Annotated in this window: 20 protein-coding genes; 15 read left to right on the top strand and 5 right to left on the bottom strand. The window is 72.4% G+C overall.

The window, feature by feature from the left end:
• The first annotated feature begins 33 nt into the window (after positions 1-33).
• The 6 genes from ACFVS8_RS14080 to ACFVS8_RS14105 all read left to right on the top strand — a co-directional run bounded on the left by ACFVS8_RS14080 (position 34) and on the right by ACFVS8_RS14105 (position 6,748).
• A complete protein-coding gene (locus ACFVS8_RS14080) occupies positions 34-1,014 on the top strand; it encodes a carbohydrate ABC transporter permease (RefSeq protein WP_387063329.1) in 981 nt (326 codons plus the stop codon).
• 3 nt (positions 1,015-1,017) lie between these two features.
• Positions 1,018-1,962, top strand: a complete 945-nt coding sequence (locus tag ACFVS8_RS14085) for a carbohydrate ABC transporter permease (RefSeq protein ID WP_387063332.1) — start codon at positions 1,018-1,020, stop codon at positions 1,960-1,962.
• Positions 1,963-2,111: 149 nt separating this feature from the next.
• Positions 2,112-3,128 carry a LacI family DNA-binding transcriptional regulator gene (locus ACFVS8_RS14090; protein ID WP_387063335.1) on the top strand — a complete coding sequence of 339 codons (1,017 nt, stop codon included), beginning with the start codon at positions 2,112-2,114 and terminating at the stop codon, positions 3,126-3,128.
• Positions 3,129-3,268: 140 nt separating this feature from the next.
• Positions 3,269-5,362, top strand: a complete 2,094-nt coding sequence (locus ACFVS8_RS14095) for a hypothetical protein (RefSeq protein WP_387063338.1) — start codon at positions 3,269-3,271, stop codon at positions 5,360-5,362.
• A 50-nt stretch (positions 5,363-5,412) separates the two neighbouring features.
• Complete coding sequence (locus tag ACFVS8_RS14100; protein ID WP_387063341.1) at positions 5,413-5,844, top strand: nuclear transport factor 2 family protein; 432 nt, start codon at positions 5,413-5,415, stop codon at positions 5,842-5,844.
• 61 nt (positions 5,845-5,905) lie between these two features.
• Positions 5,906-6,748: an SDR family NAD(P)-dependent oxidoreductase gene (locus ACFVS8_RS14105; RefSeq protein WP_387063344.1), complete on the top strand. Its 843-nt coding sequence runs from the start codon at positions 5,906-5,908 to the stop codon at positions 6,746-6,748.
• A gap of 47 nt (positions 6,749-6,795) precedes the next feature.
• Here the strand turns inward: ACFVS8_RS14105 and ACFVS8_RS14110 are convergent, their stop codons facing one another.
• The gene (locus tag ACFVS8_RS14110) at positions 6,796-7,176 is read right to left on the bottom strand and encodes a DUF4406 domain-containing protein (RefSeq protein ID WP_387063346.1); all 381 of its coding nucleotides are present in this window, start codon (positions 7,174-7,176) and stop codon (positions 6,796-6,798) included.
• Positions 7,177-7,232: 56 nt separating this feature from the next.
• Here ACFVS8_RS14110 and ACFVS8_RS14115 point away from each other — a divergent pair, with 56 nt between their 5' ends.
• Entirely contained in the window at positions 7,233-7,988 is a 756-nt protein-coding gene (locus ACFVS8_RS14115) for a DeoR/GlpR family DNA-binding transcription regulator (protein ID WP_387063349.1), read from the top strand.
• A 46-nt stretch (positions 7,989-8,034) separates the two neighbouring features.
• Positions 8,035-11,112 (top strand): DEAD/DEAH box helicase, encoded by a 3,078-nt coding sequence (locus ACFVS8_RS14120; protein ID WP_387063352.1) that lies wholly within the window; start codon positions 8,035-8,037, stop codon positions 11,110-11,112.
• A gap of 58 nt (positions 11,113-11,170) precedes the next feature.
• On the opposite strand, the gene ACFVS8_RS14125 is transcribed toward ACFVS8_RS14120, so the two are convergent.
• Positions 11,171-12,646, bottom strand: a complete 1,476-nt coding sequence (locus ACFVS8_RS14125; RefSeq protein ID WP_387063354.1) for a choice-of-anchor A family protein — start codon at positions 12,644-12,646, stop codon at positions 11,171-11,173.
• 298 nt (positions 12,647-12,944) lie between these two features.
• On the opposite strand from ACFVS8_RS14125, the gene ACFVS8_RS14130 reads away from it, so the two are divergent.
• Positions 12,945-13,475: a MarR family winged helix-turn-helix transcriptional regulator gene (locus tag ACFVS8_RS14130; RefSeq protein ID WP_387063357.1), complete on the top strand. Its 531-nt coding sequence runs from the start codon at positions 12,945-12,947 to the stop codon at positions 13,473-13,475.
• The gene (locus ACFVS8_RS14135) at positions 13,472-14,335 is read left to right on the top strand and encodes a 3-hydroxyacyl-CoA dehydrogenase (RefSeq protein ID WP_387063360.1); all 864 of its coding nucleotides are present in this window, start codon (positions 13,472-13,474) and stop codon (positions 14,333-14,335) included. Before ACFVS8_RS14130 ends, ACFVS8_RS14135 begins: the two co-directional genes overlap by 4 nt.
• A gap of 109 nt (positions 14,336-14,444) precedes the next feature.
• Here ACFVS8_RS14135 and ACFVS8_RS14140 read toward each other — a convergent pair whose 3' ends face one another.
• The gene (locus ACFVS8_RS14140) at positions 14,445-15,461 is read right to left on the bottom strand and encodes a transcriptional regulator TrmB (RefSeq protein WP_387063363.1); all 1,017 of its coding nucleotides are present in this window, start codon (positions 15,459-15,461) and stop codon (positions 14,445-14,447) included.
• Between the two features lie 122 nt (positions 15,462-15,583).
• On the opposite strand from ACFVS8_RS14140, the gene ACFVS8_RS14145 reads away from it, so the two are divergent.
• Positions 15,584-19,510, top strand: coding sequence for a S8 family serine peptidase (locus tag ACFVS8_RS14145; protein WP_387063365.1), 3,927 nt, complete (start codon positions 15,584-15,586; stop codon positions 19,508-19,510).
• 65 nt (positions 19,511-19,575) lie between these two features.
• Here the strand turns inward: ACFVS8_RS14145 and ACFVS8_RS14150 are convergent, their stop codons facing one another.
• Entirely contained in the window at positions 19,576-20,883 is a 1,308-nt protein-coding gene (locus tag ACFVS8_RS14150; RefSeq protein WP_387063896.1) for a nitrate/nitrite transporter, read from the bottom strand.
• 208 nt (positions 20,884-21,091) lie between these two features.
• Here ACFVS8_RS14150 and ACFVS8_RS14155 point away from each other — a divergent pair, with 208 nt between their 5' ends.
• The 4 genes from ACFVS8_RS14155 to ACFVS8_RS14170 are packed head-to-tail and all read left to right on the top strand — an operon-like array spanning position 21,092 to position 24,393.
• The gene (locus tag ACFVS8_RS14155; RefSeq protein ID WP_387063367.1) at positions 21,092-21,844 is read left to right on the top strand and encodes an SDR family oxidoreductase; all 753 of its coding nucleotides are present in this window, start codon (positions 21,092-21,094) and stop codon (positions 21,842-21,844) included.
• Positions 21,845-21,887: 43 nt separating this feature from the next.
• Complete coding sequence (locus ACFVS8_RS14160; protein ID WP_387063370.1) at positions 21,888-22,517, top strand: TetR/AcrR family transcriptional regulator; 630 nt, start codon at positions 21,888-21,890, stop codon at positions 22,515-22,517.
• A complete protein-coding gene (locus tag ACFVS8_RS14165; RefSeq protein WP_387063372.1) occupies positions 22,514-23,611 on the top strand; it encodes an NADPH:quinone oxidoreductase family protein in 1,098 nt (365 codons plus the stop codon). The genes ACFVS8_RS14160 and ACFVS8_RS14165 overlap by 4 nt, the downstream gene beginning before the upstream one ends.
• On the top strand, positions 23,608-24,393 hold the full coding sequence (locus tag ACFVS8_RS14170) for a glucose 1-dehydrogenase (protein ID WP_387063375.1): 786 nt from the start codon (positions 23,608-23,610) through the stop codon (positions 24,391-24,393). Before ACFVS8_RS14165 ends, ACFVS8_RS14170 begins: the two co-directional genes overlap by 4 nt.
• 66 nt (positions 24,394-24,459) lie before the next feature.
• Here ACFVS8_RS14170 and ACFVS8_RS14175 read toward each other — a convergent pair whose 3' ends face one another.
• Positions 24,460-24,813, bottom strand: coding sequence for a VOC family protein (locus tag ACFVS8_RS14175; protein ID WP_387063378.1), 354 nt, complete (start codon positions 24,811-24,813; stop codon positions 24,460-24,462).
• Positions 24,814-24,869: the final 56 nt, after the last annotated feature.

Consider the following 24,869-nt stretch of genomic DNA (forward strand, 5'->3'; position numbering starts at 1 on the left):
CCAGCACGTCCGGCGTTCAGGAAGGACCCGAACATGACCGCCACGGTCGAAGCCCCAGCCGGGCCCGTCACGCCGGCCCCGCGGCATCCGCTCGCCCGGCGCACCCGCCGCCGCTCGAAGGGCGCGCTCACGCCCTGGATGATGCTCGCGCCCGGCATCGTGCTCTTCACGGTGTTCATGGCCGCGCCCATCGTCTACACGCTGTTCCTCTCGTTCCAGAAGGAGCAGGTCAAGGGGCTCGGGCTCGGCGGCGACTCGCGAACGCGCGAGTTCGCGGGCCTCGAGAACTACGTCTCGACGTTCACCGACCCGGAGTTCCTCGCGAGCGTCGGTCGCGTGCTGATCTACGGGCTCATCCTCGTGCCGACCATGCTCGGCCTCGCGCTGCTGTTCGCGCTGCTGCTCGACGCGCGGCGCACGGGTGCGAAGGGCTTCAGCCGGGTCTCGATCTTCCTGCCGTACGCGGTGCCCGCGGTGATCTCGTCGCTGCTCTGGGGCTTCCTCTACCTGCCGGCCGTGAGCCCCTTCTACTGGATCTTCGAGCAGCTCGGCTGGGACGACGTGCCCTCGCTGCTCTCGCCGGGCCTCGTCATGTTCGCGATCGCGAACATCGGCCTCTGGGGCGGCGTCGGCTTCAACATGATCGTGATGTACACCTCGCTCAAGGCCGTGCCGAGCGACATCTACGAGGCCGCCCGTATCGACGGGGCATCCGAGGTGCAGATCGCCTGGCGCATCAAGGTGCCGATCATCATGCCCGCGCTCATCATGACCGCGCTGTTCTCGATGATCGCGACCCTCCAGGTCTTCGCCGAGCCGATGACCCTGCGCCCGCTCACGAACAGCCTGTCGACGAGCTGGTCGCCGCTCATGCTCGTGTACCGCGACGCGTTCACGCGCGACGACATCTACTCGGCGGCGGCGACGTCGATCATCATCGCGCTCGCGACCTTCGCGATCTCGTTCTTCTTCCTCCGCGTCGTGCAGCGACGCGCCTTCGGTCAGGAGGACTGACCCATGACCGTCACCACCGAGACCCGCGCCGCCACGGTTCCCGAACTCACCGGGGCCGAGGGCCGTGCCGCCCGTCGCGCCGCGCGGGGCGCCGGGCGCCGTGCATCCAAGGACTCGCGCGTGCCGCTCTCCGTCGGCTCGACCGGCATCCTGATCCTCGGCGCGCTGTACTGCCTGCTGCCCGTCGCCTGGGTCGTGATCGCCTCGACGAAGGACGCCTCCGAGCTGTTCTCGACGTTCACGTTCGCGCCGTCGACGCACCTCTGGGACAACATCGTCGACCTCACCGCGTACCGCGACGGCCTGTACTGGCGGTGGATGCTGAACACCGCGCTCTACGCGGGCGTCGGCGCCGTGATCTCGACGTACGTGTCGGCCCTGTCGGGCTTCGCGCTCGCGAAGTACGTGTTCCCCGGCAAGGCGACGGTCTTCCGCATCCTGCTCATGGGCGTGCTCGTGCCGGGGGTCATCCTCGCGATCCCGCAGTACCTGCTGCTCGCCCAGGTCGGCCTCACGAACACCTACTGGTCGGTGCTGCTGCCGCAGCTCATCAGCCCGTACGGCATCTACCTCGCACGCATCTACGCGGCGGCGGCTGTGCCGACCGAGATCGTCGAGTCGGCCCGCACCGAGGGCGCCCGCGAGCTGTACATCTTCCACCGCATCGCGCTGCCGATGATGGGCCCCGGCCTCGTGACGATCTTCCTGTTCCAGTTCGTCGCGGTCTGGAACAACTTCATGCTGCCGTACATCATGCTGGGCGACGACCGCCTGTTCCCCATCACGGTCGGCCTCTCGGGCCTTCTGAACCAGGGCGCGTCGCTGCCCGCGATGTACACGCTCGTGATCACGGGCGCGCTGCTGTCGATCGTGCCGCTCATCGTGCTCTTCCTCGTGCTGCAGCGGTACTGGCGGGTCGACCTCGCCGCGGGCGCGGTCAAGGCGTGAGTCGAGCGGATGCCGCGGGGCCGGCGTCGTCGGGCGGGCGTGCGGATGCCGCGGGGCCGGCGCCCGCGGGCGGGCGAGCGGATGCCGCGGGGCCGCCGCCCGCGGGTGCCTCCGCCCGGGCGAGGGTCGGCCGCACCTACACTGGCCACGTGAGCGAGCACGCGCCGAAGCGGCGACCGACGATCGAGGATGTCGCGCGCGAGTCGGGCGTCTCGCGGGGCACGGTGTCGCGCGTGCTGAACGGCGGGCACTGGGTCAGCCCGCCCGCGCGCGAGGCCGTCGAGCGGGCCATCAAGAAGACCGGCTACCGCATCAATCCGCACGCCCGCAACCTCGCGACGGCCCGCGCGAACTCGGTGGCGTTCCTGCTCACCGAGTCGCACGACCGCCTCTTCGAGGACCCGAACTTCTCGGCGCTCATGCGCTCGGCGGCCGACGCGCTCGCCGAACGCGACCTGCCGCTCGTGCTGCTCATGGCCGGATCCGACGACGAGCAACGCCGCGCCACCGACTTCATCATGGGCGGCCACGTCGACGGCGCGCTGCTCGTGTCGTCGCACCGCGGGCGCGAGGGGTTCCTGAAGCGGCTCGTCGAGGCCGAGGTGCCGGTCGTCTCGTGCGGCGTGCCGCTCGGCTACGAGCGCCGCATCGGGTTCGTCACGGCCGACGACGACGAGGGTGCGCGCGACGTCGTGGCGTACCTGCGGGGTCAGGGGCGCGAGCGCGTCGCCACGATCACCGGTCCGCAGGACACGTCGGGCGGCGTCGGACGACTCGAGGGCTACCGCGCTGAGCTCGGCGACGACTACGACGAGCGCTACGTCGCGTTCGGCGACTATTCGCGCTCGAGCGGAGCCCGCGCCATGGAGCAGCTGCTCGAGCAGGCGCCCGACCTCGACGCCGTGTTCGCCGCGAACGACATGATGGCGGCGGGCGCGCTCGACGTACTGCGCGCCCGCGGCCGCCGGGTGCCCGACGACGTCGCCGTCGCGGGCTTCGACGACGCGCCCATCGCGACGCGCCTCGATCCGGCGCTCACGACCATGCGGCAGCCGTTCGACCGCATCGCGCACGAGATGGTGCGCATGCTGCTCGACGTGTTCGACGGCCAGCCAGCCGGGCGCATGACGCTGCCGACCGAACTCGTGGTGCGCGAGTCGGCGTAGCGCGCGCCGCGCCGGCCAGGATCCTCCTGCCCGGGCCGCCCGGCTCCACCGTCCGCGGGCACACCTCGCTACCCGTTCGGGCAGCCCACTAGCCGCGCGGATGCCGCGGCGCTACGGTCGGACACGCGAGGGGAGCGTCGATGGCGGTGCGCGTCTGCGAGGTATGCGGCGAGACGAACGAGGCGTCCGCCCGATTCTGCGTGAACTGCGACGCCTACCTCGGCTGGGACTCGGGCGCCGCGACGCTCGACGGCGAGCCGCTCACGGGTATCGTGCCCACGGTCGTCGACTCGGTGGCCCCGGATACGCCGGAGACCCAGGAGACCCAGGAGACCGGAGAAGCTGCGGACACACAGGAGACCCCGGATGCCGCGGCATCCGTCGCTCCGACCGAACCCGTCGTCGGGGGAGCGACCGCGCCCGCCCCGACCTCGCCGGGCGCCGCCGCGGCGGCGGGAGCGCAGCCGCCGCACCCCGCGGCATCCGCTCGCATCGAGGCGCCCGAGGCCGTGCTCGACGTCGCCGAGGCGACCATGGGGCCCGGCGCGCCGGTGACCATCGTGCTGCGGCTGACGAACGGCTCGTCGATCGTCGACGGGTACGCGATCGAGCCCGTCGCCGCCCCGGAGTGGCTCGAGTTCTCGCACGGCGACACCCACCTGATGCCGGGGCAGGAGCTCGGCGTGCCGCTCGGGTTCGCGATCCGCGACGACGTGCTCGTGCTCGCGCAGCGCGTCACGGTGACGCTTCGCGTGGCCTCGCTCGCCGAAGCCGATCGCAGCGTCGAGGTCGCGGTGCAGCTCACGGTGCCGCCGCTCGGCCCGAGCGCGACGCTCGAGGTGCGGCCGAGCCTGATCCGGCTCGAGGATCACGCCGCGGGCGAGTTCACGGTGCGACTCGACAACCGGGCGGCGAACTTCGCGCAGACGGTGCGGCTGACGGCATCCGACTCGGAGGGGCTCGTGCGATTCGCCTTCGCGCCCGACGTGGTCACCGTGCCGGCGGGGCAGGCGGTCGAGCTCGAGGTCTCGTTCACCGCGCCCGAGCCCGAACCGGGCCGTGAGCTCACCCGGCAGATCACCGTCGAGGCCGGCAACGACGCCGGGCGGGCCGCCGCCCCGCTCACGCTCGTGCAGCGCACCGCGCCCGAGCCCGTCGACGCCCCGGTCAGGCTCCGCGTCGAGCCGAGCACGTTGCGCGTCGAGCACGGCAACACGGCCGACTTCGACGTGCTGCTCGACCACCGCGGCGGGCACAACCGGGCCACACTGACGCTCTCGGGGCGCGACCCGGCCGGGGTGGTGGGCTTCTCGTTCAGCTCGGCGCAGGTCGTGCTCGAACCCGGTGCCGTCGCTCACGTGCGGGGGCGCCTCGCGGCGCCGGCGCCGGCGCGCGGGCAGACGGAGCTGTACCCGTTCTCGGTGATCGCCTCCGACGGGGTGCAGGACGTCGAGGCGCAGGCGTCGGTCGAGCTCGCATCGCCGCCCGAGGCGATCCTCACGGCGGCCCTGCGCATCGATCCGCCCTCGCAGCTCGTGGTGAACGAACGGCAGGCGGCCTTCCAGGTCTCGGTCGACAACCGCAGCGGCGTCGAGCCGCTCGGCGTGCGGTTCGAGGGCGCCTCGGAGGACGGCACCGCCCGGCTCTCGTTCACGCCGGGCGAGCTCGTGGTGCCGCCGGGGCAGGCCGGCAGCGTTCGCCTCGTCGTCGATGCCGCCCGGCCGGCGCCCTCGGAGTCCGCGACGCGCAGGTTCCGCGTGACCGCGACCGACGGCGTGCGATCGATCACCGCCGACGGCGCGCTCACGCAGGCCTCCGCCGATCGCCGACCGATCGCCAGCCGCGTGCTCGTCACGATCGGCGGCCTGATCGTGATCATCGGGGCGCTCGCCGAGTGGTTCGCGGGCTTCCCGCCGTTCCTGCCGTCGGTCGACCTCATCGGCATGCTCGTGCGGGCGCAGGTGAACCTCGGCGACCCGTTCCTCACCGAGCCCGGCGTGCGCGTGCTCGTGCTGCTGTTCGGCGCGCTCATGCTGCTCGGCATGATCGGCAAGTCGGGCCGGCTCACCCGGGTGGCCGCGGTGCTCGTGGTGATCCTCACGGCCGCCTGGCTCCTCTTCCTCGCGGTCGTCGCGTTCGTGCCCGCCCTCGGGCTCGGACTCGTGCTCGTCTGGATCGGCGCGGTCGTCGGCTTCGTCGGCGGCGTGCTCGCGCGTCCGCGACCCGAGGGCTGAGGTCGCACCGGTCGATGTCGATCCCGGCGTCGCCGGTTCGTCGTCCAGGTATGACCAAGCACAGCGAAGCCCCGCACGACCTCGCGCACGAGGTTCGCGTCGACCACGCCGAGATCACCTGGATCGTCTCGAAGCGCGGCGCGGCCATGCGTGCCAGGGACGCCGACTGGCTGGCCGCGCGCTACGTGCCGGGCGCGCCCGTCGTGGGCCCGGTGCCGCCGGTCACCAGGCTCGCCGACCCCGCCCGCGACGCCGTGACGATCTGGGGGTGGTTCGAGCTGCTGCAGGGACGCATCCGCTGGTCGGTGCAGGTCGAGTCCGTGCGGCTCATGGGCGACCTGGCCGAGTGCCGCACGCTCGAGCGCGTGTCGTACCGGGTGCTCGGCGGCCGCCGACTGCACCTCGTGCTCCGCGCGACGATCGGCCTGCGCCGCGAGGCCGATCGGTGGCGCATCGCCCACGAGGTCGCCGTCGAGGCGTGAGCGCCGGTGCGCGGCATGCGCGGCCCGCCTAGGCTTGGGCTCTCACCCCCCAGGAGGCAGCGTGGCGCAGAAGGTCATCGTCATCACTGGCGCGAGCGACGGCATCGGCCGTGCCGCCGCACGCAGGCTCCACTCCGACGGGCACGAGGTCGTCGTGGTCGGACGTTCGCCGCAGAAGACGCGCGCGGTCGCCGACGAGCTCGGGGTCGAGCACCACCTCGCGGACTTCGCCGACCTGGCCTCGGTGCGCGAGCTGGCCGCGAACCTCGCGTCGCGGCATCCGAGGATCGACGTGCTCGCCAACAACGCGGGCGGCATCTTCGGCAAGCAGCGCACGGTCACGGTCGACGGCCACGAGACGACGTTCCAGGTCGACTACCTCGCCCCGTTCCTGCTGACGCAGCTGCTCATGCCGACGCTCATCGCCTCGAAGGCGACCGTGATCAACACGTCGAGCCTCGCGAACCGCATCTTCTCGCGGTTCGACCTCGACGACCTCGAGTCCGAGCGTCGATACCGCCCGATCCGCGCGTACGGCAACGCGAAGCTCGCCCAGGTGCTCTTCACGAAGGAGCTCGAGCGACGCCACGGCGCCGAGGGCGTGACCTCGACGGCGTTCCATCCCGGAGCGATCGCGACGAACTTCTCGGTCGACGAGGGCACGGGCATGGCGGGGCTCTACCGCTGGCGCCTGCGCGACCTCGTGATGCAGTCGCCCGAGCAGGGCGCGTCGACGCTCGTCTTCCTCGCCGAGGGCGAGCCCGGCGTCGACTACCCGACGGGGCTCTACTACACGCGGTCGCGCCCGGCTCGGGCGCATCGGCTGGCCGACGACGCCGACCTGGCCCGCGAGCTCTGGGATCGTTCGGTCGAGATGCTCGAGCCGGCACCCGCCGGACGCTGATTCTCGGATGCCGCGGGCGGGCCGTGCGAGGCCCGCCCGCGTGCACGTCAGGCGGCGTCGACGCCCGGCACCTCGTCGAGGCTGAAGTACACCGGCAGGTCGCGCGACCTGGCGATCGCGACATCCTGGTCGGCACCCTTGGAGGCGCCGGGCAGGCGCAGCACCGCGTCGCAGTGCTGCAGCAGGCGCTCGGCGGTCGGGTACATGACCTCGGCGGCGAGCGGATCGGTCGGGCCGCTCGCGCCCGCGCTCGAGAGCACGGGCAGTGCGACCCACTCGCCGATCATCGGGATGTGGCCGGCGCGGAAGATGGGCCAGGCCGCCTCCTCGAGCCGGGCGAGGTTCTGCTGCATGCGGGCGGGGTCACCGTCGGTGCCCGAGGCGTACGGTCCGGCGATCAGGATCATCAGGGGTGCGGTGCTGGTCATGCTCGGCAGACTAGTGCAGAATGTGTAGAAACGTGAAACAACGTGAAGGAGTGCGAATGCTGACCGCGACCCGACGGGCGCTGCTGCTCGAACGTCTCGACCGCGACAGACGCATCGTGGCCAAGGAGATCGCCGCCGAGCTCGACCTCTCCGAAGACAGCATCCGCCGTGACCTGCGCGAGCTCGCGGCCGAGGGCCTGCTCACCCGGGTGTACGGCGGCGCCGTGCCCGCGTCGCCCGCCGTCGCCGACTACGGCGCGCGCACCGCGATCGCCTCCGACAGCAAGTCGCGGGTCGCGGCCGCGGCGGCCGCGCTCGTGCAGCCGGGCCTCACCGTGATCCTCGACGGCGGCACGACCACCCTCGCGGTCGTGCAGCACCTGCCCCGGTCGCTCGAGTGCACCATCGTCACGCACAGCCCCACGATCGCCGTCGCGCTGCTCGAGCACGAGGCCGAGGTGATCCTCATCGGAGGCCGCCTCTTCCGGCACTCGATGGTCGCGTCGGGCGCGGCGGCGGTCGAGGCCGCGAACCGCGTCAACGCCGACCTGTTCCTGCTCGGGGTCACGGGCATCCACCCGACGACCGGGCTCACCACGGGCGACGCCGACGAGGCCGCGATGAAGCGCGTGCTGGCCTCCCGGGCCGCCGAGACGTACGCGCTCGGCAGCGCCGAGAAGGTGGGTGCCGCGTCGCCGCACCAGGTGCTGCCCCTCGACGCCGTCACGGGGCTCGTGCTCGATGCCGAGGCCGACGCGACCTCGCTCGAACGCCTCCGCGAGACGGGCGTGCGCATCGTCGAGGCGCGGTAGCGCAGCGAGGCACTCCCTCGTCGGCGGCTCGTGCGAGCATGAACGGGTGACCGATCAGCCGCCGCGCGCCCCGACCCCGGCGGCGGGCGACTGGCGGGCGGCGCTGCCGCCGCATCGACCGGGCGAGGCGGCATCCGCCGGCGGCCGGCCGGCTCCGGGCCGGCGCCTCGGGCTCCAGTTCGACCTGCGGCGGCGCGTGCAGCGGCGCAGCGGCCAGTGGCAGGGTCCGCGCGACGAGCCGGCCAGGCGTGCAACCTCCGTCGACCGGCTCGCCGTTCGCCCGGTCGCCGAGGGTGCGCGCGGCGCGTTCATCAAGGCGTCGCTGACCTGGCAGAACATCGCCTACCAGGGCGAGGCCGGCGGGTACGACCCGGCGCAGGCGCGCTGGTTCGCGCAGTTCGCGCTGCTCAAGGGCTCATCGCCCAGCACCTACACGACCTACGGCTCCGAGTGGATCACGCTCGACGAGTTCGAGAGCCCGCTGCTCTGGGCCCTGCTCGGTGAGGCGGGCCGGCTGGGCATCGCACTCGTCGGATCCGATGCCGTGCCCGACGTGCGCGTGCACGACGTCGCCTCCATCGCGTATGACGCCCGCGCGGCCGCCGACGGCGCGCTCGACCTCGTGCCCGAGCTCGCGCTCGACAGGTCGCCGCGCACGCTCGCGGGGGTGCGGCCGATCGGCGAGCACGGGCTCTACCGGTTCGACTTCGACGACGGATGCCTCGAGCTCGCGCCGTTCGCCGAGCCGCCGTCCGACGCGGTGCTGGCCCTGCTCGCGCAGTCGGGTACGGCGCCAGGCGCTGCGACCGTGCACGTGCCCGCTGCCGAGCGCGCGGAGTTCGACCGGGCGTACCCCGCGCTCGCGCGCGCCGTGCCCGTGCTGAGCCGAAATGCGTCGTTCGAGCCGCCGGCGCTGCCGCCCGCGACGCTCGTGCTCGTCGCGCGCTTCGAGCCGCGCGACGTGCTGCGACTCGCCTGGCACTGGGAGCACGCCGATGGTCGCACCACGCTCGTCGGAGCAGATGCCGCCGACGCCGACGCCGACGCCGACGCCGCCGACGCCGGGGAGGGCCGGGTCGGCAGGGCCGCGTCCCCCGCCGACGACCCCGACCTCGACGACGACCTGCTGGCGCGCGTCGCCGACGTGCTCGGCTGGGTGCCGTTCGAGACCGTCATCATCCGCGGCGTCGATGCGGCCGAATTCGTCGCCGAACGCCTGCCGAAGCTCGAGGCCCTCGGCATGCGGCATCCGCTGCGCATCGAGACCGTCGGCGACCGCCCCGACTACCGGCTGCTCACCGAGCCGCCCAAGGTGCGCGTCACGACGGTCGAATCGCGCAAGACCGACTGGTTCGACCTCGGCGTCGTCATCACGATCGACGGCAAGCCCGTGCCGTTCATGCCGCTGTACCGCGCGCTCGCGAAGGGGCAGCGCCGCCTGCTGCTCGTCGACAAGACCTACCTGATGCTCAACCAGCCGATCTTCGACGAACTGAAGGCGCTCATCGACGAGGCCGGCACGCTCGACGAGTGGGGTAGCCGCCCGGAGGGGGGCGTGGGCCTGCGGATCGCGCCGAGCCGCACGAGCCTCTGGGCCGACTTCGAAGACCTCGCGCACGAGGCCGAACCCGCGGTGTCGTGGCGGCGCACGGTCGAGGCTCTCGAGCAGGGCATGGTCGAGCCGCTGCCGCAGCCCGAGGGTCTCGCGCTGCCGCTGCGGCCCTACCAGCTCGCCGGGTTCCGATGGCTCGCCTACCTCTGGGCGAACCGGCTCGGCGGCATCCTCGCCGACGACATGGGGCTCGGCAAGACGGCGCAGACGCTCGCACTCGTGGCGCACGCGCGCGAGTCGGGTGCGGGAGCGCCCGTGCTCGTCGTCGCCCCCACGTCGGTCGCCTCGAACTGGGTGCGCGAGGCGGCGAGGTTCACGCCGGGCCTGCGCGTGGCATCCGTCACCGCCACCCAGGCGAAGCGACGCAGCAGCATCGCGGACGCCGCGGCCGACGCCGACCTCGTCGTCACGACCTACGCGGTGCTGCGGCTCGAGGCCGAGGCGTTCGGCGCGCTCGAGTGGGGCGGGCTCGTGCTCGACGAGGCGCAGTTCGTGAAGAACGCCGCGACCAAGGTGCATGCGGCGGCCCGCGGCATCCGCGCGCCGTTCCGCCTCGCCGTCACCGGAACGCCCATCGAGAACGACCTCGGCGAGCTCTGGGCGATCCTGCAGATCGTGGCGCCCGGGCTGTTCCCCTCGCGTCGCCGCTTCGACGAGCTCTACCGGCGACCGATCGAGCTCGACCGCAACGTCGAGCGGCGCGACCGCCTGCGCCGCCGCATCCGCCCGCTCATGCTGCGCCGCACGAAAGACGACGTCGCGCCCGAGCTGCCCGCCAAGCAGGAGCAGGTGCTCGAGGTCGCCCTCGCGCCGACGCACCGCCGGCTCTACGACGCCATGCTGCAGCGCGAACGGCAGAAGCTGCTCGGCCTCATCGACGACCTCGACCGCAACCGCTTCATCGTCTATCGATCGCTCACGCTGCTGCGCATGCTCGCGCTCGACGCCACGCTCATCGACGACGAGGCCTACGCGAGCGTGCCCTCGGCGAAGCTCGACGCGCTCTTCGAACAGCTCGACGACGTGCTCGCCGAGGGGCACCGGGCGCTCGTGTTCAGCCAGTTCACGACGTTCCTCGGTCGCGCGCGCTCGCGGCTCGACGCAGCCGGCGTGCCGTACGCCTACCTCGACGGCTCGACCCCGGCGCGCCGCCGCGACGCCGAGATCGCGCGATTCCGGTCGGGCGAGGCGTCCGTGTTCCTCATCAGCCTCAAGGCCGGCGGCTTCGGGCTGAATCTCACCGAGGCCGACTACGTGTTCCTGCTCGACCCCTGGTGGAACCCCGCGAGCGAGGCGCAGGCCGTCGACCGCGCCCACCGCATCGGGCAGACGAAGCAGGTCATGGTCTACCGGCTCGTCGCGGCCGACACCATCGAGCAGAAGGTCATGGCGCTGAAGGCCCGCAAGGGCGAGCTCGTCGCGTCGATCCTCGACGAGGGCACCGACGCCGCCGACCCCCGTGCGGCCGAGGCGCTGACCGCCGACGACCTCAGGGGCCTGCTCGAGGCGTGAGGAGAGACGACGGATGCCCCGAGCCGAGGCCCGGGGCATCCGTGGAGGTTCGTGCCGGTCAGGCGCGGCGACGACGCGCGATCACGAGCAGGCCGCCGGCGGCCGCGAGGAGCGCTCCGGCGCCGAGCGCGAGGGGGAGGGCGTCGAACCCGGTCGAGGCCAGGCCGCCCTCGGCCGCGTCACCGCCGCCCGTGTTCGCGAGCGGGACGCCCGGACGCTCGGTCGGGGTCGTGTCCGGAAGTGCGGGCTCGGGGGTCGGCGTGACCTCGGGGTCGGTCGGCTCGCCCGGGTCGGTGGGGTTCGTCGGGTCGGTCGGGTCGGTCGGGTCGGTCGGGTCGGTGGGGTCGGTGGGGTCGGTCGGGTCCGTCGGGTCGGTGGGGTCCGTCGGGTCCGTGGGATCGATCGGCGGCGCCGGCTCCTCGGGCGTGCAGTCGAGGTCGGCGTGCCCGGTCCACGGGTAGTTGTGGTGCTCGACGCCGTTGCCGCTCACCGTCAGGTCGCCGCCGACGAGCAGGCGGCCGTTCGTCGAGGTCGTGACGCTCGCGTCGGCCTCAGGAGCGAGCACCGACCCGAGCAGCTGGCCGTTCGTGCCGAGCGAGAGGGTCGTCGCGTCGGGAAGGTTCCACGCCAGGCGCGCGGCCCAGGTGCCGAACTCCGGGCTCGAGGGCCCGTCGAAGCGCACGCCGCCGTCGGCGAAGTAGTTCGGCGCCCACGCGAGGCTCGAGCCCGTGACGTTGATGAGCACGGGAGCGGTGGCGGAGGCGAGGTCGAACACGATCTCGGAGTACGTTCCGAGCTTCTCGGCCGGGATGCTGAAGACGTAGAGCTCGCGGTCGATGTCGCTCGAGAAGCGCAACTGGCCGCCGCTCGTGCGCGCGTCGTCGGTCGCGGCCAGCGCCGCGAGGTCGGCGGAGGCGTCGTCGAGCACCGTGGCGAAGCCCGCGTTCGGCGACATCGCGGTCGCCGCGCCGAGTCCGCCGGTGGCCCGGCCGCCCGAGAGGTCGAAGGTCGTATCCGGGGCGATCGTGCCGCCGACGTCGACGTTGCCGCCGCCGTCGAGGTTCGCGCCGACGTGCAGCTGCGTGCCATTCTCGGTCGCGAGGTCGCCGCCGACGGCGAGCATCTGGGTGCCGGCCGCGGGGGTGATGCCCGAGCCGTACCCGGCCGAGCCGATGTTGAACACGCCACCCGCGCTCTTCGCGAAGGTCGCGCCGCCGGCCACGAGCAGCAGGCCCTCCGACTCGGCCGCGCCGCCCTCGACCCGGTAGTCGCCGCCCGCGAAGACGGCGACGTTCGAGTCGGTGAACACGGGCAGGTGCCCGAGCGGGGGCATCTCGCCCGAGGGCGGGCAGGTCGCGGCGGGCGAGCCGGTCGCCGAGGTCGAGGCGGTCGCCGAGGCAGGCGCGGCGGCTCCGGTCACGGTGAGGGCGACGGCACCGGAGGCGGCGAGGCCCGTGATCGCGAGCAGACCGAGGCTGCGGCGCAGGCGGGCGTCGGCGCGGGCGCGACGAGGCGTGGGCGTGGGCGTGGACACGTGGAACTCCGTTCGGGTGAGGCGGTGCTCCGCGGAAGGGGGTCTCCGTCGTCGACGGCTTCCGCGGTGGGGCACCTTCGTGCCCCGGCGAGGTCGGACCCGCTCTGCGGACCGCCCTCGCTTCGAGAGACGCACGAACCCCCGAATCATGACGCGAGGTTCGTCAGGTTTCTTTACTATCACGCGTGCCTGGTCGTCGTGCGTGCATTTCGGCCGGATCGCAATGTTGCGGAATGCAACACGTCGCCATAGCGTTGTATTCAGCAACAGTGCATCGAGCAATCATCAGGAGGCGGACATGGCCGAGTCGCAGCGCGAGACCGCGACCGCAGACATCCTCCGGGCGCTCATCGTCATCAGCCGCCGCGGCGTCGCCGACGCGCGCACCGCGAACCTCAGCCTGAGCATGACCGACCAGTCGATCCTCGGGTTCATCGTCGACCACCCGGGGTGCCGCTCGGTCGACATCGCCGAGGCCTACCGGCTCAACCGGTCCACGGTCTCGCGGCAGCTCGCGGGGCTCACGGCCCTCGGAGTAGTCCGCGAGGCGACCGACGGCTCGGGCCGGGGCCGCCGGCTCGAACTCACCGAGACGGGCCTGGCCGCCTACGACGAGGCCATCGGCATCCTGCACCGCATCGTCGGTTCGCAGCTCGACGGATGGAGCGACGCCGAGGTCGCCCGGTTCGCGCGAGACCTGCAGCGATTCAACGTCGACCACCCCGACGCAGGAGCCGCGAGCGAGACCCGCCCGCGGCATCCGCTCGACGACCCGACCGGGTCGTCCAACGCCCCACAAGGGACACCCGAAGAGAAGGAACAGCAATGACCGCCATCGCGAACGTCACCGTGCTGGGCACCGGTGTGCTCGGCTCGCAGATCGCCTACCAGACCGCGTTCAGCGGCTTCGACGTCGTCGCCTACGACATCAGCGACGACGCGCTCGAAGCTGCGAAGGAGCGCTTCGCCGGCCTCGCCCGCACCTACGTCGCCGAGCGCGTCGCCGGTGCCGACGATGCGTCCGTCGACGCCGCGCTCGCCCGCATCACCCTGAGCGCCGACCTCGGCGAGGCCGTCGCGAACGCCGACCTCGTCATCGAGGCCGTGCCCGAGCAGCTCGCCCTGAAGCAGGCGACCTACGAGAAGCTCGCCGCGCTCGCCCCCGAGCGCACGATCTTCGCCACCAACTCGTCGACGCTGCTGCCGAGCGACCTCGCGCCGTTCACCGGCCGTGCCGACCGGTTCCTCGCGCTGCACTTCGCCAACCGGGTCTGGGCGCACAACACCGCCGAGGTCATGGGCACGGATGCCACCGACCCCGCCGTGTACGCGACGGTCGTCGACTTCGCCGGCAAGATCGGCATGGTCCCGATCGAGATCAAGAAGGAGAAGGCCGGCTACCTGCTGAACTCGCTGCTCGTGCCGTTCCTCTCGGCCGCGGGCGAGCTGCTCGTCGACGGCATCGCCGAGCCCGACGCCATCGACAAGACCTGGCGCATCGGCACCGGCGCGCCCATGGGCCCGTTCCAGATCTACGACATCGTCGGCCTCACGACCGCCTACAACATCTCGAAGGCCGGCGGCCCGAAGCAGCAGGCGTTCGCCGACCTCATCAAGGAGCACTACATCGACCAGGGCAAGCTCGGCGTCGCCACGGGCGAGGGCTTCTACACCTACCCGAAGGCCTGAGCCTCCCAAGTCCTGAGCCGCGGGCGTCGAACGCCCACCATGCAGATCGCGGATGCCGCGTCGAGACGCCTCGACGCGGCATCCGGCGTCTGCACTGCCCGGGCCGGGCTCACACCCACGACCGGCGCACGGCCTCGGCGCCGAGCTGCAGCCGCGTCGTGACGCCCGCGGTCTCCATGAGCGCGGCCACGCGCCGCTGCACGGTGCGCACCGAGATGCCGAGCTGCGCGCCCGCGGCGGCATCGGTGAGGCCGAGCAGTAGGAGCTTCAACAGGTCGCGGTCGACCGCGTCGTGGGCGCCTGGCAGCTCCGCGGAGGTGAGGAACTCCGTCGCCGCCGTCCAGTGCCCCTCGAACGTCTCGCCCAGGAGGTCGAGCAGGCCGCTCGGATGCACGAGCAGCGCACCAGAGGATCGCTCCTCGCCGCGCGAGTGCATCGGCAGCATGGCCACGTCGTCGTCGGCGATGATCAGCCGCGTCGGCAGGGTCGGCAGCACGCGGATCTCCTCGCCGTAGGCGGCCGCCTCCCTCGCCGAGTCGATGAACCCCGGCCGCTCGAGCACCGCCTTCTCGACGATCACGCGGTAGGCCACGCCACGGGCGAGCGCCTCGTCTTCGGCCGTGTTCTGATCGGCGTCGAGGAACGCGACGTCGCTCAGCACGAACACGCGCACCTCGCGTGTCGCCGACGCCTGGAGCTGCGCGAAGCGCTGCCGCACCGCATCGGCTCCGAGCACCACGTCGACCACGTCGGGGGCGTCGCGCTGCGCGGCACCTCGACGGTAGATCTCGCTCAGCTGCACGAGGGCCTCGTGCGCCTGGGTGAGCCGGCGCTCGCGATCGAGCAGCATCGGCTGCAGCGCGAGCGACGGCGGCGACGCGACGACCCGATCGGGCGCGGAGGCCTGCCTGGCGAGCAGGCCGAGCCGCTCGAGCTCGGCCACGATCGCGCGCACCTCGGCCGGTGGTTTCGAGGCGGATGCGGCGAGCTCGTCGATGCTCGCCGACGGAGCCTCGAGGATCAGCCGGTAGAGCGCGGTGTGCTCGTCGTCCAGTCCGATCGCCTCGAGCACGAGCGCCTTCCGTTCCGCGTCGACCCGACCGCCGCCATGGCGGATCGAAGCCATGGCATCTCTCCGCCACCACCCTAGCCAACGCGCGTGACAGGTTGGCAGGCAACCAGTACGAACGCGTGAGAGGTATCCCTATGCCACGAAGCACGAGACCATCCGCATTCCGCCGCCGATCGATGCTCGCCGCCATCAGCGGCCTCGCGATCGGCATCGCCGGAGTCGGCGCGGCCGCACTCCCGGCGGGCGCCGACCCGGCAGACCCGGGGGCGCCGCCGCCGGGCGCCTCGATCGCAGCCCCGGCTGCCGCAGGGGGCTCGCGCACCGTCACCCTCATCACGGGCGACCGGGTCACCGTGACCGACGTGGTCGGCGGCGGCCACGCGGTGGAGATCGACCAGGTCGACCCGGCCGAGTCGTTCCAGACCATCGAGGTCGACGGCGACCTGCACGTGCTGCCCGCCTCGGCGATGCGGTTCGTCACGGCCGGCGTCGTCGACCGCGACCTGTTCAACGTCTCCCGACTCATCGAGTTCGGCTACGACGACGCCTCGGTCGACTCGACACCGGTGATCCTCGAGCTCGACGACGCGCCGACCGCCCGTGGATTCTCGGCCCCGGCGCCGCTGCCGGGCGTCGACGTCGGCGAACCGCTCGCGAGCATCGGCGGAGCCGCGGCGACGGCCGCACACGCCGACGCCGAGGCGACCTGGTCGGCGCTGACCGCGGCGGCCCCGGCGGCCGACGCGCGCGCCTTCTCGGCCGACGAGCCCGTGCCCCTCGGCGGTGGCATCGCCGCGATCCACCTCGACGGCAAGGTGCAGGCCACGCTCGACTCGAGCGTGCCGTACATCGGCGCGCCCGCGGCCTGGGCGGCCGGCTACACGGGCGTCGGCGTCACCGTCGCCGTGCTCGACACCGGGTACGACGACACCCACCCCGACCTCGCTGGGCGGGTGCTCGCCGACTCGACGAGCTTCGTGCCCGACGAGTCCGTGGCCGACGACCCCAACGGGCACGGCACGCACGTCGCCTCGACGATCGCCGGCACCGGGGCCGCGAGCGGCGGCACCCATCGCGGCGTCGCCGACGGCGCGAGCCTGCTGGTCGGCAAGGTGCTGAGCGCGTCGGGCGAGGGCCAGGACTCGTGGATCATCTCGGCGATGGAGTGGGCCGCACAGCGTGCCGACATCGTCTCGATGAGCCTCGGCACGCAGTACGGCGACGACGGCACCGACCTCATGTCGCAGGCGCTGAACGAGATCTCGGCCGAGACCGATGCGCTGTTCATCGTGGCGGCGGGCAACTCGTCGTCGCCCGAGACGATCGGCTCGCCCGGATCGGCCGCGAGCGCACTCACCATCGGCTCGGTCGACGACCCGTCGGGCGAGCTCTCGTGGTTCTCGAGCCAGGGGCCGCTCGTGCGCTCCGGGGCCCTGAAGCCCGACCTCGCGGGCCCCGGCAACGACGTGACCGCCGCGCGCTCGGCCGACAGCGACGGCGAAGGTTCGTACATCAGCATGAGCGGCACGTCGATGGCGACCCCCCACGTCGCGGGCGCCGCCGCCATCGTGAAGCAGCAGCATCCCGAGTACACCTCGACGCAGCTGCGCGCGGCGCTCATGAGCACGGCGACGGATGTCGGGCTCACGCCGTACCAGGTCGGCGCGGGCGTGGTCGACGTCGCGTCGGCGATCGAGTCCGACGTCGTGGCCTCGGGCTCCGGCGACTTCGGAATGCTGTCGTGGGGTGAAGACGCCTCGCCGGTCACGCGCACCGTCGAGTACGCCAACCGCGGCGACGCGGAGCTCACCGTCGACCTGTCGGCCGTGCTCGTCGACACGACGCCGGGCACGGGCGGCGGCATCGAGCCGATGCGCGCGGCCGAGGCATCCGACGTGCTCGCCCTGAGTGCCGACTCGCTCACGATCCCGGCGGGCGAGACCCGCTCGGTCGAGCTCACCGCAGATCCCGCCGAGGTGCCCGCAGGCGTGCAGCTGTCGGGCGTGCTGAGCGCGACCGTCGGCGGCGACGCCGTGGCCCGCACCCCGCTCGGCATCATCGCCGAGGCCGAGCGCTACGACCTCACCGTCACGGCGACCGACTTCGACGGCGAACCGCTCGACACGACGGGCTGGCTCTGGAACGCGGCGACCGGCTGGTACACGCCGTTCGCGGTGCCAGGGGAGACCACCCTCCGCCTGCCCGCCGGCCTGTACTCGGTCATGTCGTTCATGGACGTCGCCCTCGACGCCGACACGCAGGCCATCGCGCTGGTCGGCGACCCGGACGTCGCGCTCGACGGCGCCGCATCGGTCGCCTTCGACGCCCGCTCGACGAAGCCCGTCACGGTCGACGTCGGCGAGCGCGGGCTCGAGCAGACCGTGCGCCGCATGGACTACACGGTCGACGGCTTCAGCGGCAGTGCGCTCGCCCCGGTCTGGGTCGACGAGCTGTACGCGCAGCCGATGACCGCCCCGGGCAACGACAGCTTCGCGTTCACGACGCGTTGGCGCCTGCAGGAGCCGACCCTATCGCTGACGGCGGGCAAGGAACAGCTCGATCTCATCGCGCAAGCCGGCTCGACGCTGCTCGACGGTCGAATCCGGGCCCGTGCGGTCGACGTCGGCCATGGCAGCGCCGAGGAGTTCGCCGCGGTCGACGTGCGGGGCAAGGTCGCCGTCGTGACCCGTTCCGACGAGGTTCCGGCGCCGCTCAGGTCGGCGAACGCCGTCGCCGCGGGCGCCGCGTTGCTGCTGACCGTCAACGACGGCGACGGCGAGCTCAGCGAGTGGGTCGGCTCCGACGACTACACCGCGAACACGTCGATCCCGGTGGCCGCGATCAGCGGCGTGCAGGGCCGTCGAGTGCTCGACGCGATGGCGAAGCGGTCCCTCACGATCACCGGCACGGGCATCGTCGACGCCGACGAGATCTGGGACGTCGCCCGCTACAGCGACGGCTCGGTGCCCGAGAAGCTCGCCTACAAGCCGAAGAAGCTCGCTCGCATCGACACGACCTACTTCGGCGACTCCGGCCTCGTCGGCGAGTACCGGTACGACTTCGTGCCGGGCACGCAGTACGGATCCGGGTTCCCGATGCGCACCACGCGCGGGCTCGAGCGCACCGAGTGGGTGAGCACCGATCAGGTCGAGTGGTACCAGGACGCCACGGTCGTCGACGCCGGTTGGCAGGTGCGCGACATCCGACGCGCCTACGAGCCGGGCCAGAAGGTCGAGACGTCGTACTTCGGTGCGATCGTGCGGCCCTACGTCGGCCCCGGCTACTGGGCGCCGAACCGCACGGGCGACTACGCGCAGATCAACGTGCCGTCATGGGCCGACGGGGCCGACGCCGAGCACACCGGGGCGTTCGACACCTACTCCGGCGCCGCCGACCGCTCGCAGCTCACCGAGGTGTACATCGACGGCGAGCTCGTCGAGTCGTCGCCGTTCCAGGGTGCGACCGTGTGGGATCTGCCCGACGGCGAGTCCGACTGGCGCGTGGTGAACACCGCCACGCACGACGGCACCTACCTGGCCTCGTCGACGTCGACCACGACCGAGTGGACCTTCCGCTCGACGGGAACGGCGAGTGACACCTCGCTGCAGCTCCTGCCGATGCTGCAGGCGTACTACGACGTCGACCTCGACGCGACGGGCAAGGCCGGCGCCGGGCGCAAGAAGGGTGCGTCGGTGGAGCTCGGGCTGGAGCTCGGGCACGTCGCCGAGGCATCCGGAATCGCGGCCCTGTCGGGCGCCACGCTCGAGGCCCGCGTCGAGGGCGGTGCGTGGAAGAAGGTCTCCCTCAAGAAGACGGCGTCCGACACCACGGTCGACGAGCCGTCGGAGGACGGCCCGCCCATGTTCTCCGAGGGGCGCGACGTCGTGACGGCGTATGCGGCGAAGGTGCCGGTTCCCGACGCGGGCGGCTGGGTCGACCTGCGCGTGACGGCGACGGATGCCGCGGGCTCGACGTTCAGCCAGGAGATCGAGCGGGCGTTCGAGGCGACCGCCGCCACGCGCGGCGGGCACGGCGGCCACGGTGGCGGCCACGGGCACGGCGATCACGGGTGGCCCGGCGGGTACGGCGGCCCTCGCCCCTGACCGACGGGAACGACGGATGCCGCGTCGCTCGAGCCTGCAGGACAGGCCGGCGGCGCGGCATCCGCCTAGTCGAGCGGCAGGTCGTCGCCCGGGGAGTCGCCGACGGCCTGGACGCCACGACGTCGCCGGCGACGCGGGCGCGGCTCCTCGAGCCCGAGGTGCACGCGCGTGCGTCGGCGCTCGACGACGATGAACGTAGCACCGAGCACCCACAGCGGCACCTGCGTGAGGAACGCGACGCGGAACGCCTCGAGCGTGTACGTGTCGGGGGTTCCGGCCCCCTGCACGTCCATGGCGAGGCCGATGAAGAGGATCGCGAGCAGGGCCGCGAGGAACCCGCCGACGTTCACGATGCCCGTCGCCGTGCTGAGGCGGTGCGCCGGGTTGAAGGTGCGCGCGTGGTCGAAGCCGATCATCGAGGCGGGGCCGCCCGTGCTCATCGCGAACGCGAGCACGAACAGCAGCCAGAGCGGCGCCTGGCCGGGCCAGCCGATCACGACGAGCCAGACCACGGCCTGCAGGGCGATGATGGGCAGCACGAGCATGCGCGAGCGCCGCATCGGGTGCCGGCTCGAGAGCGCGCCGATCACCGGCCCCGACAGCATGCCGCACACGACGTAGACGCTGAACACGAGCGACGCGACCGGCGGCGTGAGGCCCTCGCCGACCGTGAGGAACGGGAAGCCCCAGAGCAGCATGAACGCCGTGCCCGAGAACGGCGTCGTGAAGTGCGACCAGAACGCCAGCCTCGTCGCCGGATGCGCCCACGACTGGCGGAAGCCCTCGCGGAAGTCGACCGACGACCGCACGATCTGCACCGCGCCCGTCTGCGTGTCGACCGACACGTCCTCCGCGCGGTCGGGCGGTCGGTTGCGGATGACCGCGAACGTGAGCACCGTGAACAGCACGCCGAGGCCGGCGAGGCTGCCGAAGGCGATCGTCCAGGTCGTCGCGTGCAGCAGCGCGGCGAGCGGGAAGATCGCGGCGAGCTGGCCGAACTGGCCGAGGATGCCGGTCATCTGCACCAGGAACGGCGCCTGCCGCGCCGGGAACCACACGGCGACCACGCGCAGCACGCTCGGGAACACGGCTGCGTCGCCCGCGCCGACGAGCATCCGTGCCACGATCGCCCAGCCGACGTCGGGCGCGAACGCGAGCACGGCCTGGCCGATCGCCATGAGCGCCATGCCGATCGTGATCATCGGGCGGGCGCCGATGCGGTCGAGCAGCACGCCGACCGGGATCTGCATGCCGCCGTACACCGCGAGTTGGATGACCGCGAACATCGACAGGGTCGACGCGTCGGCGTCGAACCGCACCGCCGCATCGACGCCCACGGCCGACAGCGACGTGCGGTTCGTGATCGAGAGCATGTAGGCCGCGACGCCGACGCCCCAGATGGTCCAGAGCTTCCACGGTGGGACCGAGCTGAACGTGCCGGCGGCCGGGGTGGGAATGCTCACCAGTCCATCTTCACCCCGGAGAGCGGACGTCTCCGACACCGGCTCCGCGGGTTTGCGCCATACCGTCTAGTCGGTATGCTTCTTGCATCAGACGACGGCGAGCTCGAAGGGGAGACGCGTGCAGAGGTTCGAGAGCAGCGTAGCGCTCATCACTGGCGGCAGCCGGGGCATCGGCCTGGCGATCGCGAAACGCCTCGCGACCGAGGGTGCCAGGGTCGTGATCACGGGGCGATCGCAGGAATCGCTCGAGGCGGCCGTCGCCGAGATCGACGACGCCGCCGGCGCGGCGCGCGCCACGGGCATCGCGGGCAAGGCCGACGATCCGGCGCACCGCGCCGAGGTCTTCGCGCACATCGCCGCCGAGCATGGCCGTCTCGACCACCTCGTGAACAACGCGGGCATCAACCCCGTGTACGGACCGGTGCTCGAGGTCGAGGCATCCGCGATCCGCAAGATCCTCGAGGTCAACGTCGTCGCCGCGCTCGAGTGGACGCGCGAGGCCGTCGCGGCGGGCCTCAGCCGTTCGATCGTCAACCTGTCGTCGATCTCGGCCGTCTCGGCCGCGCCGGGCATCGCGTTCTACGGCGTCTCGAAGGCGGCGCTCATGAACCTCACCGTGCAGCTCGCGCACGAACTCGCACCCGGCATCCGCGTGAACGCGGTGGCGCCCGCCGTCATCAAGACCGCGTTCGCCAAGGCGCTCTACGAGGGTCGCGAGGCCGAGGTCGCAGCCGAGTATCCGATGCAGCGGCTCGGCGTTCCCGACGACGTGGCGGGGCCGGTGGCGTTCCTGCTCTCCGACGACGCAGCGTGGATCACGGGGCAGACGCTGCTCATCGACGGCGGCGCGAGCCTCCGGCCGATCGGCTGACGGACCGCCCGAGACATCCGCCCGAACCGACGAAAGAGACCCCATGAAAGAGACCAGCGTCGCCGACGACGTCATGCGAGCGGCCGTCGAGCTGTTCGCCGCGAACGGGTACGCGAACACGAGCGTGCAGCAGGTCGTCGAGGCGGCCGGCGTCACCAAGGGCGCGATGTACCACTACTTCCAGTCGAAGGACGACCTGCTCTTCGGCATCTACGACCGCATGCTCTCGCTGCAGAAGCAGCACCTCGACGTCATCATCGAGCGCGGCGGGCCGGTCGGCGAGGTCGTGCGCTCGGCGTGCATCGACGTGATCGAGACGTCGATCGACTTCCTGCCGGAGGGCACCGTGTTCTTCCGCAGCATGCACATGCTCACCGCTCCGCGGCAGGCCGAGGTGACCCGCCGTCGACGCGACTACAACGATGCGTTCGCGGCGCTCATCGAGCAGGGGCAGGCCGAGGGGCTGTACCGCAGCGACATCCCGCGGCCCGTGCTCATCGCCAACTTCTTCGCCGACGTGCACTACCTCTCGCACTGGTACTCGCCCGAGGGGCCCGAGGGCAAGACGCTCCTCGCCGAGCAGCTGACCGACCTGTTCCTGACGGGCATCGACGCGTCGGCCGCGAAGGCGGAGCAGGCGACGGCTGCGGGCGCGAAGGCGGCGGGGGCATGAGCGAGCGGATGCCGGTGGCGGGCGCCGCGACCTCGACGGCCGTCGCCGACGGCCCCGCGCCCGAGACCATGCGGGCGTGGCGCGTCGTGCGCAACGGCGAGCCGACCGACGTGCTCGAGCTGCACGACGTGCCGGTGCCCGCGCCCGGACCGGGCGAGCTGCTGCTGCGCACGGGCGCCGTCGCGGTGAACTTCCCCGACGTGCTGCTCTGCCGCGGCGAGTACCAGGTGCGACCCGAACTCCCCTTCGTGCCGGGCATCGAGCTCGTCGGCGAGGTCGTGGCCATCGGCGACGGGGTGGCGACCGCTGCTGCGCAGGCCGGGCTGCGACCGTTCGAGCCGGGCGACCGGGTCGTGGCCTCGCGCATCGGGGTGCTCTCGGAGTTCGCCGTCGTCGATGCCGATGCGGCGCACCTCGCGCCCGCCGCGCTCGACGACGTGCAGGCCTCGGGCCTCGTGATCGCGTACCAGACGGCGTGGTTCGGGCTGCATCGGCGTGCTGCACTGCAGGCGGGCGAGACGCTGCTCGTGCACGCGGCCGCGGGCGGGGTCGGCACGGCGGCCGTGCAGCTCGGCGTCGCCGCCGGTGCGCGCGTGATCGCCGTCGTAGGTTCTGCCGCTAAGGCCGAGACGGCCCGCGCCGCGGGCGCCGAGCACGTCATCGTGCGTGCCGACGAGCCCGACTTCGCGGCCGTGGTGAACGAGCTCACGAACGGCCGCGGCGCCGACGTCGTGTTCGACCCGGTGGGCGGCGACACCTTCACCCGCACCACCAAGTGCATCGCCTTCGAGGGGCGCATCGTCGTGGTCGGCTTTGCGAGCGGCGAGATCCCGCCGGTTCGGGCGAATCACGCGCTCGTGAAGAACTACTCCGTGCTCGGGCTGCACTGGGCGCTCTACCAGCAGCAGCGGCCCGACCTGGTGCGCGAGGCGCACGAGGAGCTCGTGCGGCTCGCCGCCTCCGGCGCGATCTCGCCGGTCGCGGGCGGAGTGGTCGACTTCGACGAGGCGCCCGACGCGATCCAGGAGCTCGCGGGCGGCGCGACGGTGGGCCGGCTGGTCGTGCGCGTCGGCGGGTCGGGGGAGCGCGCGTGAACCCGGCGGTGACGGATGCCGCGGCATCCGCAGCCCCTGGCGTCGCCGCGTTCGATCTCGGCGGGCGCGTCTGCCTCGTGACCGGTGGCGCGCGGGGGCTCGGTGCCGCCTACGTGCGCGCGCTGCACGCCGCGGGCGCGCGCGTGGTCGTCGCCGACCTGCTCGACGACGAGGGCGCCGCGCTGGCCGCCGAGCTCGGCGACCGGGCGCGGTTCGTGCATCTCGACGTCACGTCGGAGGAGTCGTGGGCGGCCGCCGTCGCGGCGACGCTCGAGGCCTATGGCGCGGTCGACGTGCTCGTGAACAACGCCGGCATCGCGAATGCCGCACCCGTCGAGCACTTCACCCTCGAGAAGTGGAACGCGGTCATCGCCGTGAACCTCACTGGCGTGTTCCTCGGATGCCGCGCGGTGGTGCCCGCGATGAAGGCGCAGGGCTCGGGCTCGATCATCAACATCTCATCGGTCGAGGGCATGCGCGGATCGCCGCACCTCGTCGGCTACACGGCATCGAAGTTCGGCGTGCGCGGCCTCAGCCAGGCGCTCGCCGTCGAGCTCGGGGCATCCGGCATCCGCGTGAACTCGGTGCACCCCGGGCTCATCCTCACCGATATGACGACGCGCATCGACCCGGCGAAGCTCGACATCCCGCTGGGGAGGCCCGCCGTGCCCGACGAGGTCGCCGGCACGATCCTGTTCCTCGCGAGCGACGCGTCGGGCTTCACGAGCGGCGCGGAGTTCGTGGTCGACGGCGGCATGATCGCGGGCATCCCGCACCACTGACGCGATGTCCCGGTCCGGGTTCGGGCCGGGTCGGCCGGGCAGGCCGGGGTTTGGTCGGACGCCGGATCAGGGCGCCTGGATCACGTCGAACAGGTTGCCGTCGGGGTCGGCGAGCACGATGTAGTCGGCGTCGTCCTCGTACCGCCACTCCACGCGCGTGGCCCCGAGGCCGACGATGCGCTCGACTTCGCTCGCCCGATCGGTGGCGTACAGGTCGAGGTGGTGACGCCTGCGGCCGTTCGGCGCGGTCTCGACCAGGGCGATCGCGAGCTGGGGCCCGTCGCCGTGTTCGGGAACGAGCACTGCCCAGTCGTCGTCGGGCTCCTCTCGCAGCTCGTACTCGAGCACCGCGGTCCAGAAGGCGATCGCCCGGGGCACGTCGCGCACGCCCCAGACGACCGAGCCGATGCGCGTTCCCATGCTCAGACTGTGGCAGAGGCGGGCGACGTCCGCCACCGAGAACACGGTTCGAACTC

The organism is Agromyces sp. NPDC058110 (genome assembly GCF_042884735.1).
Classification (GTDB): Bacteria; Actinomycetota; Actinomycetes; order Actinomycetales; family Microbacteriaceae; genus Agromyces.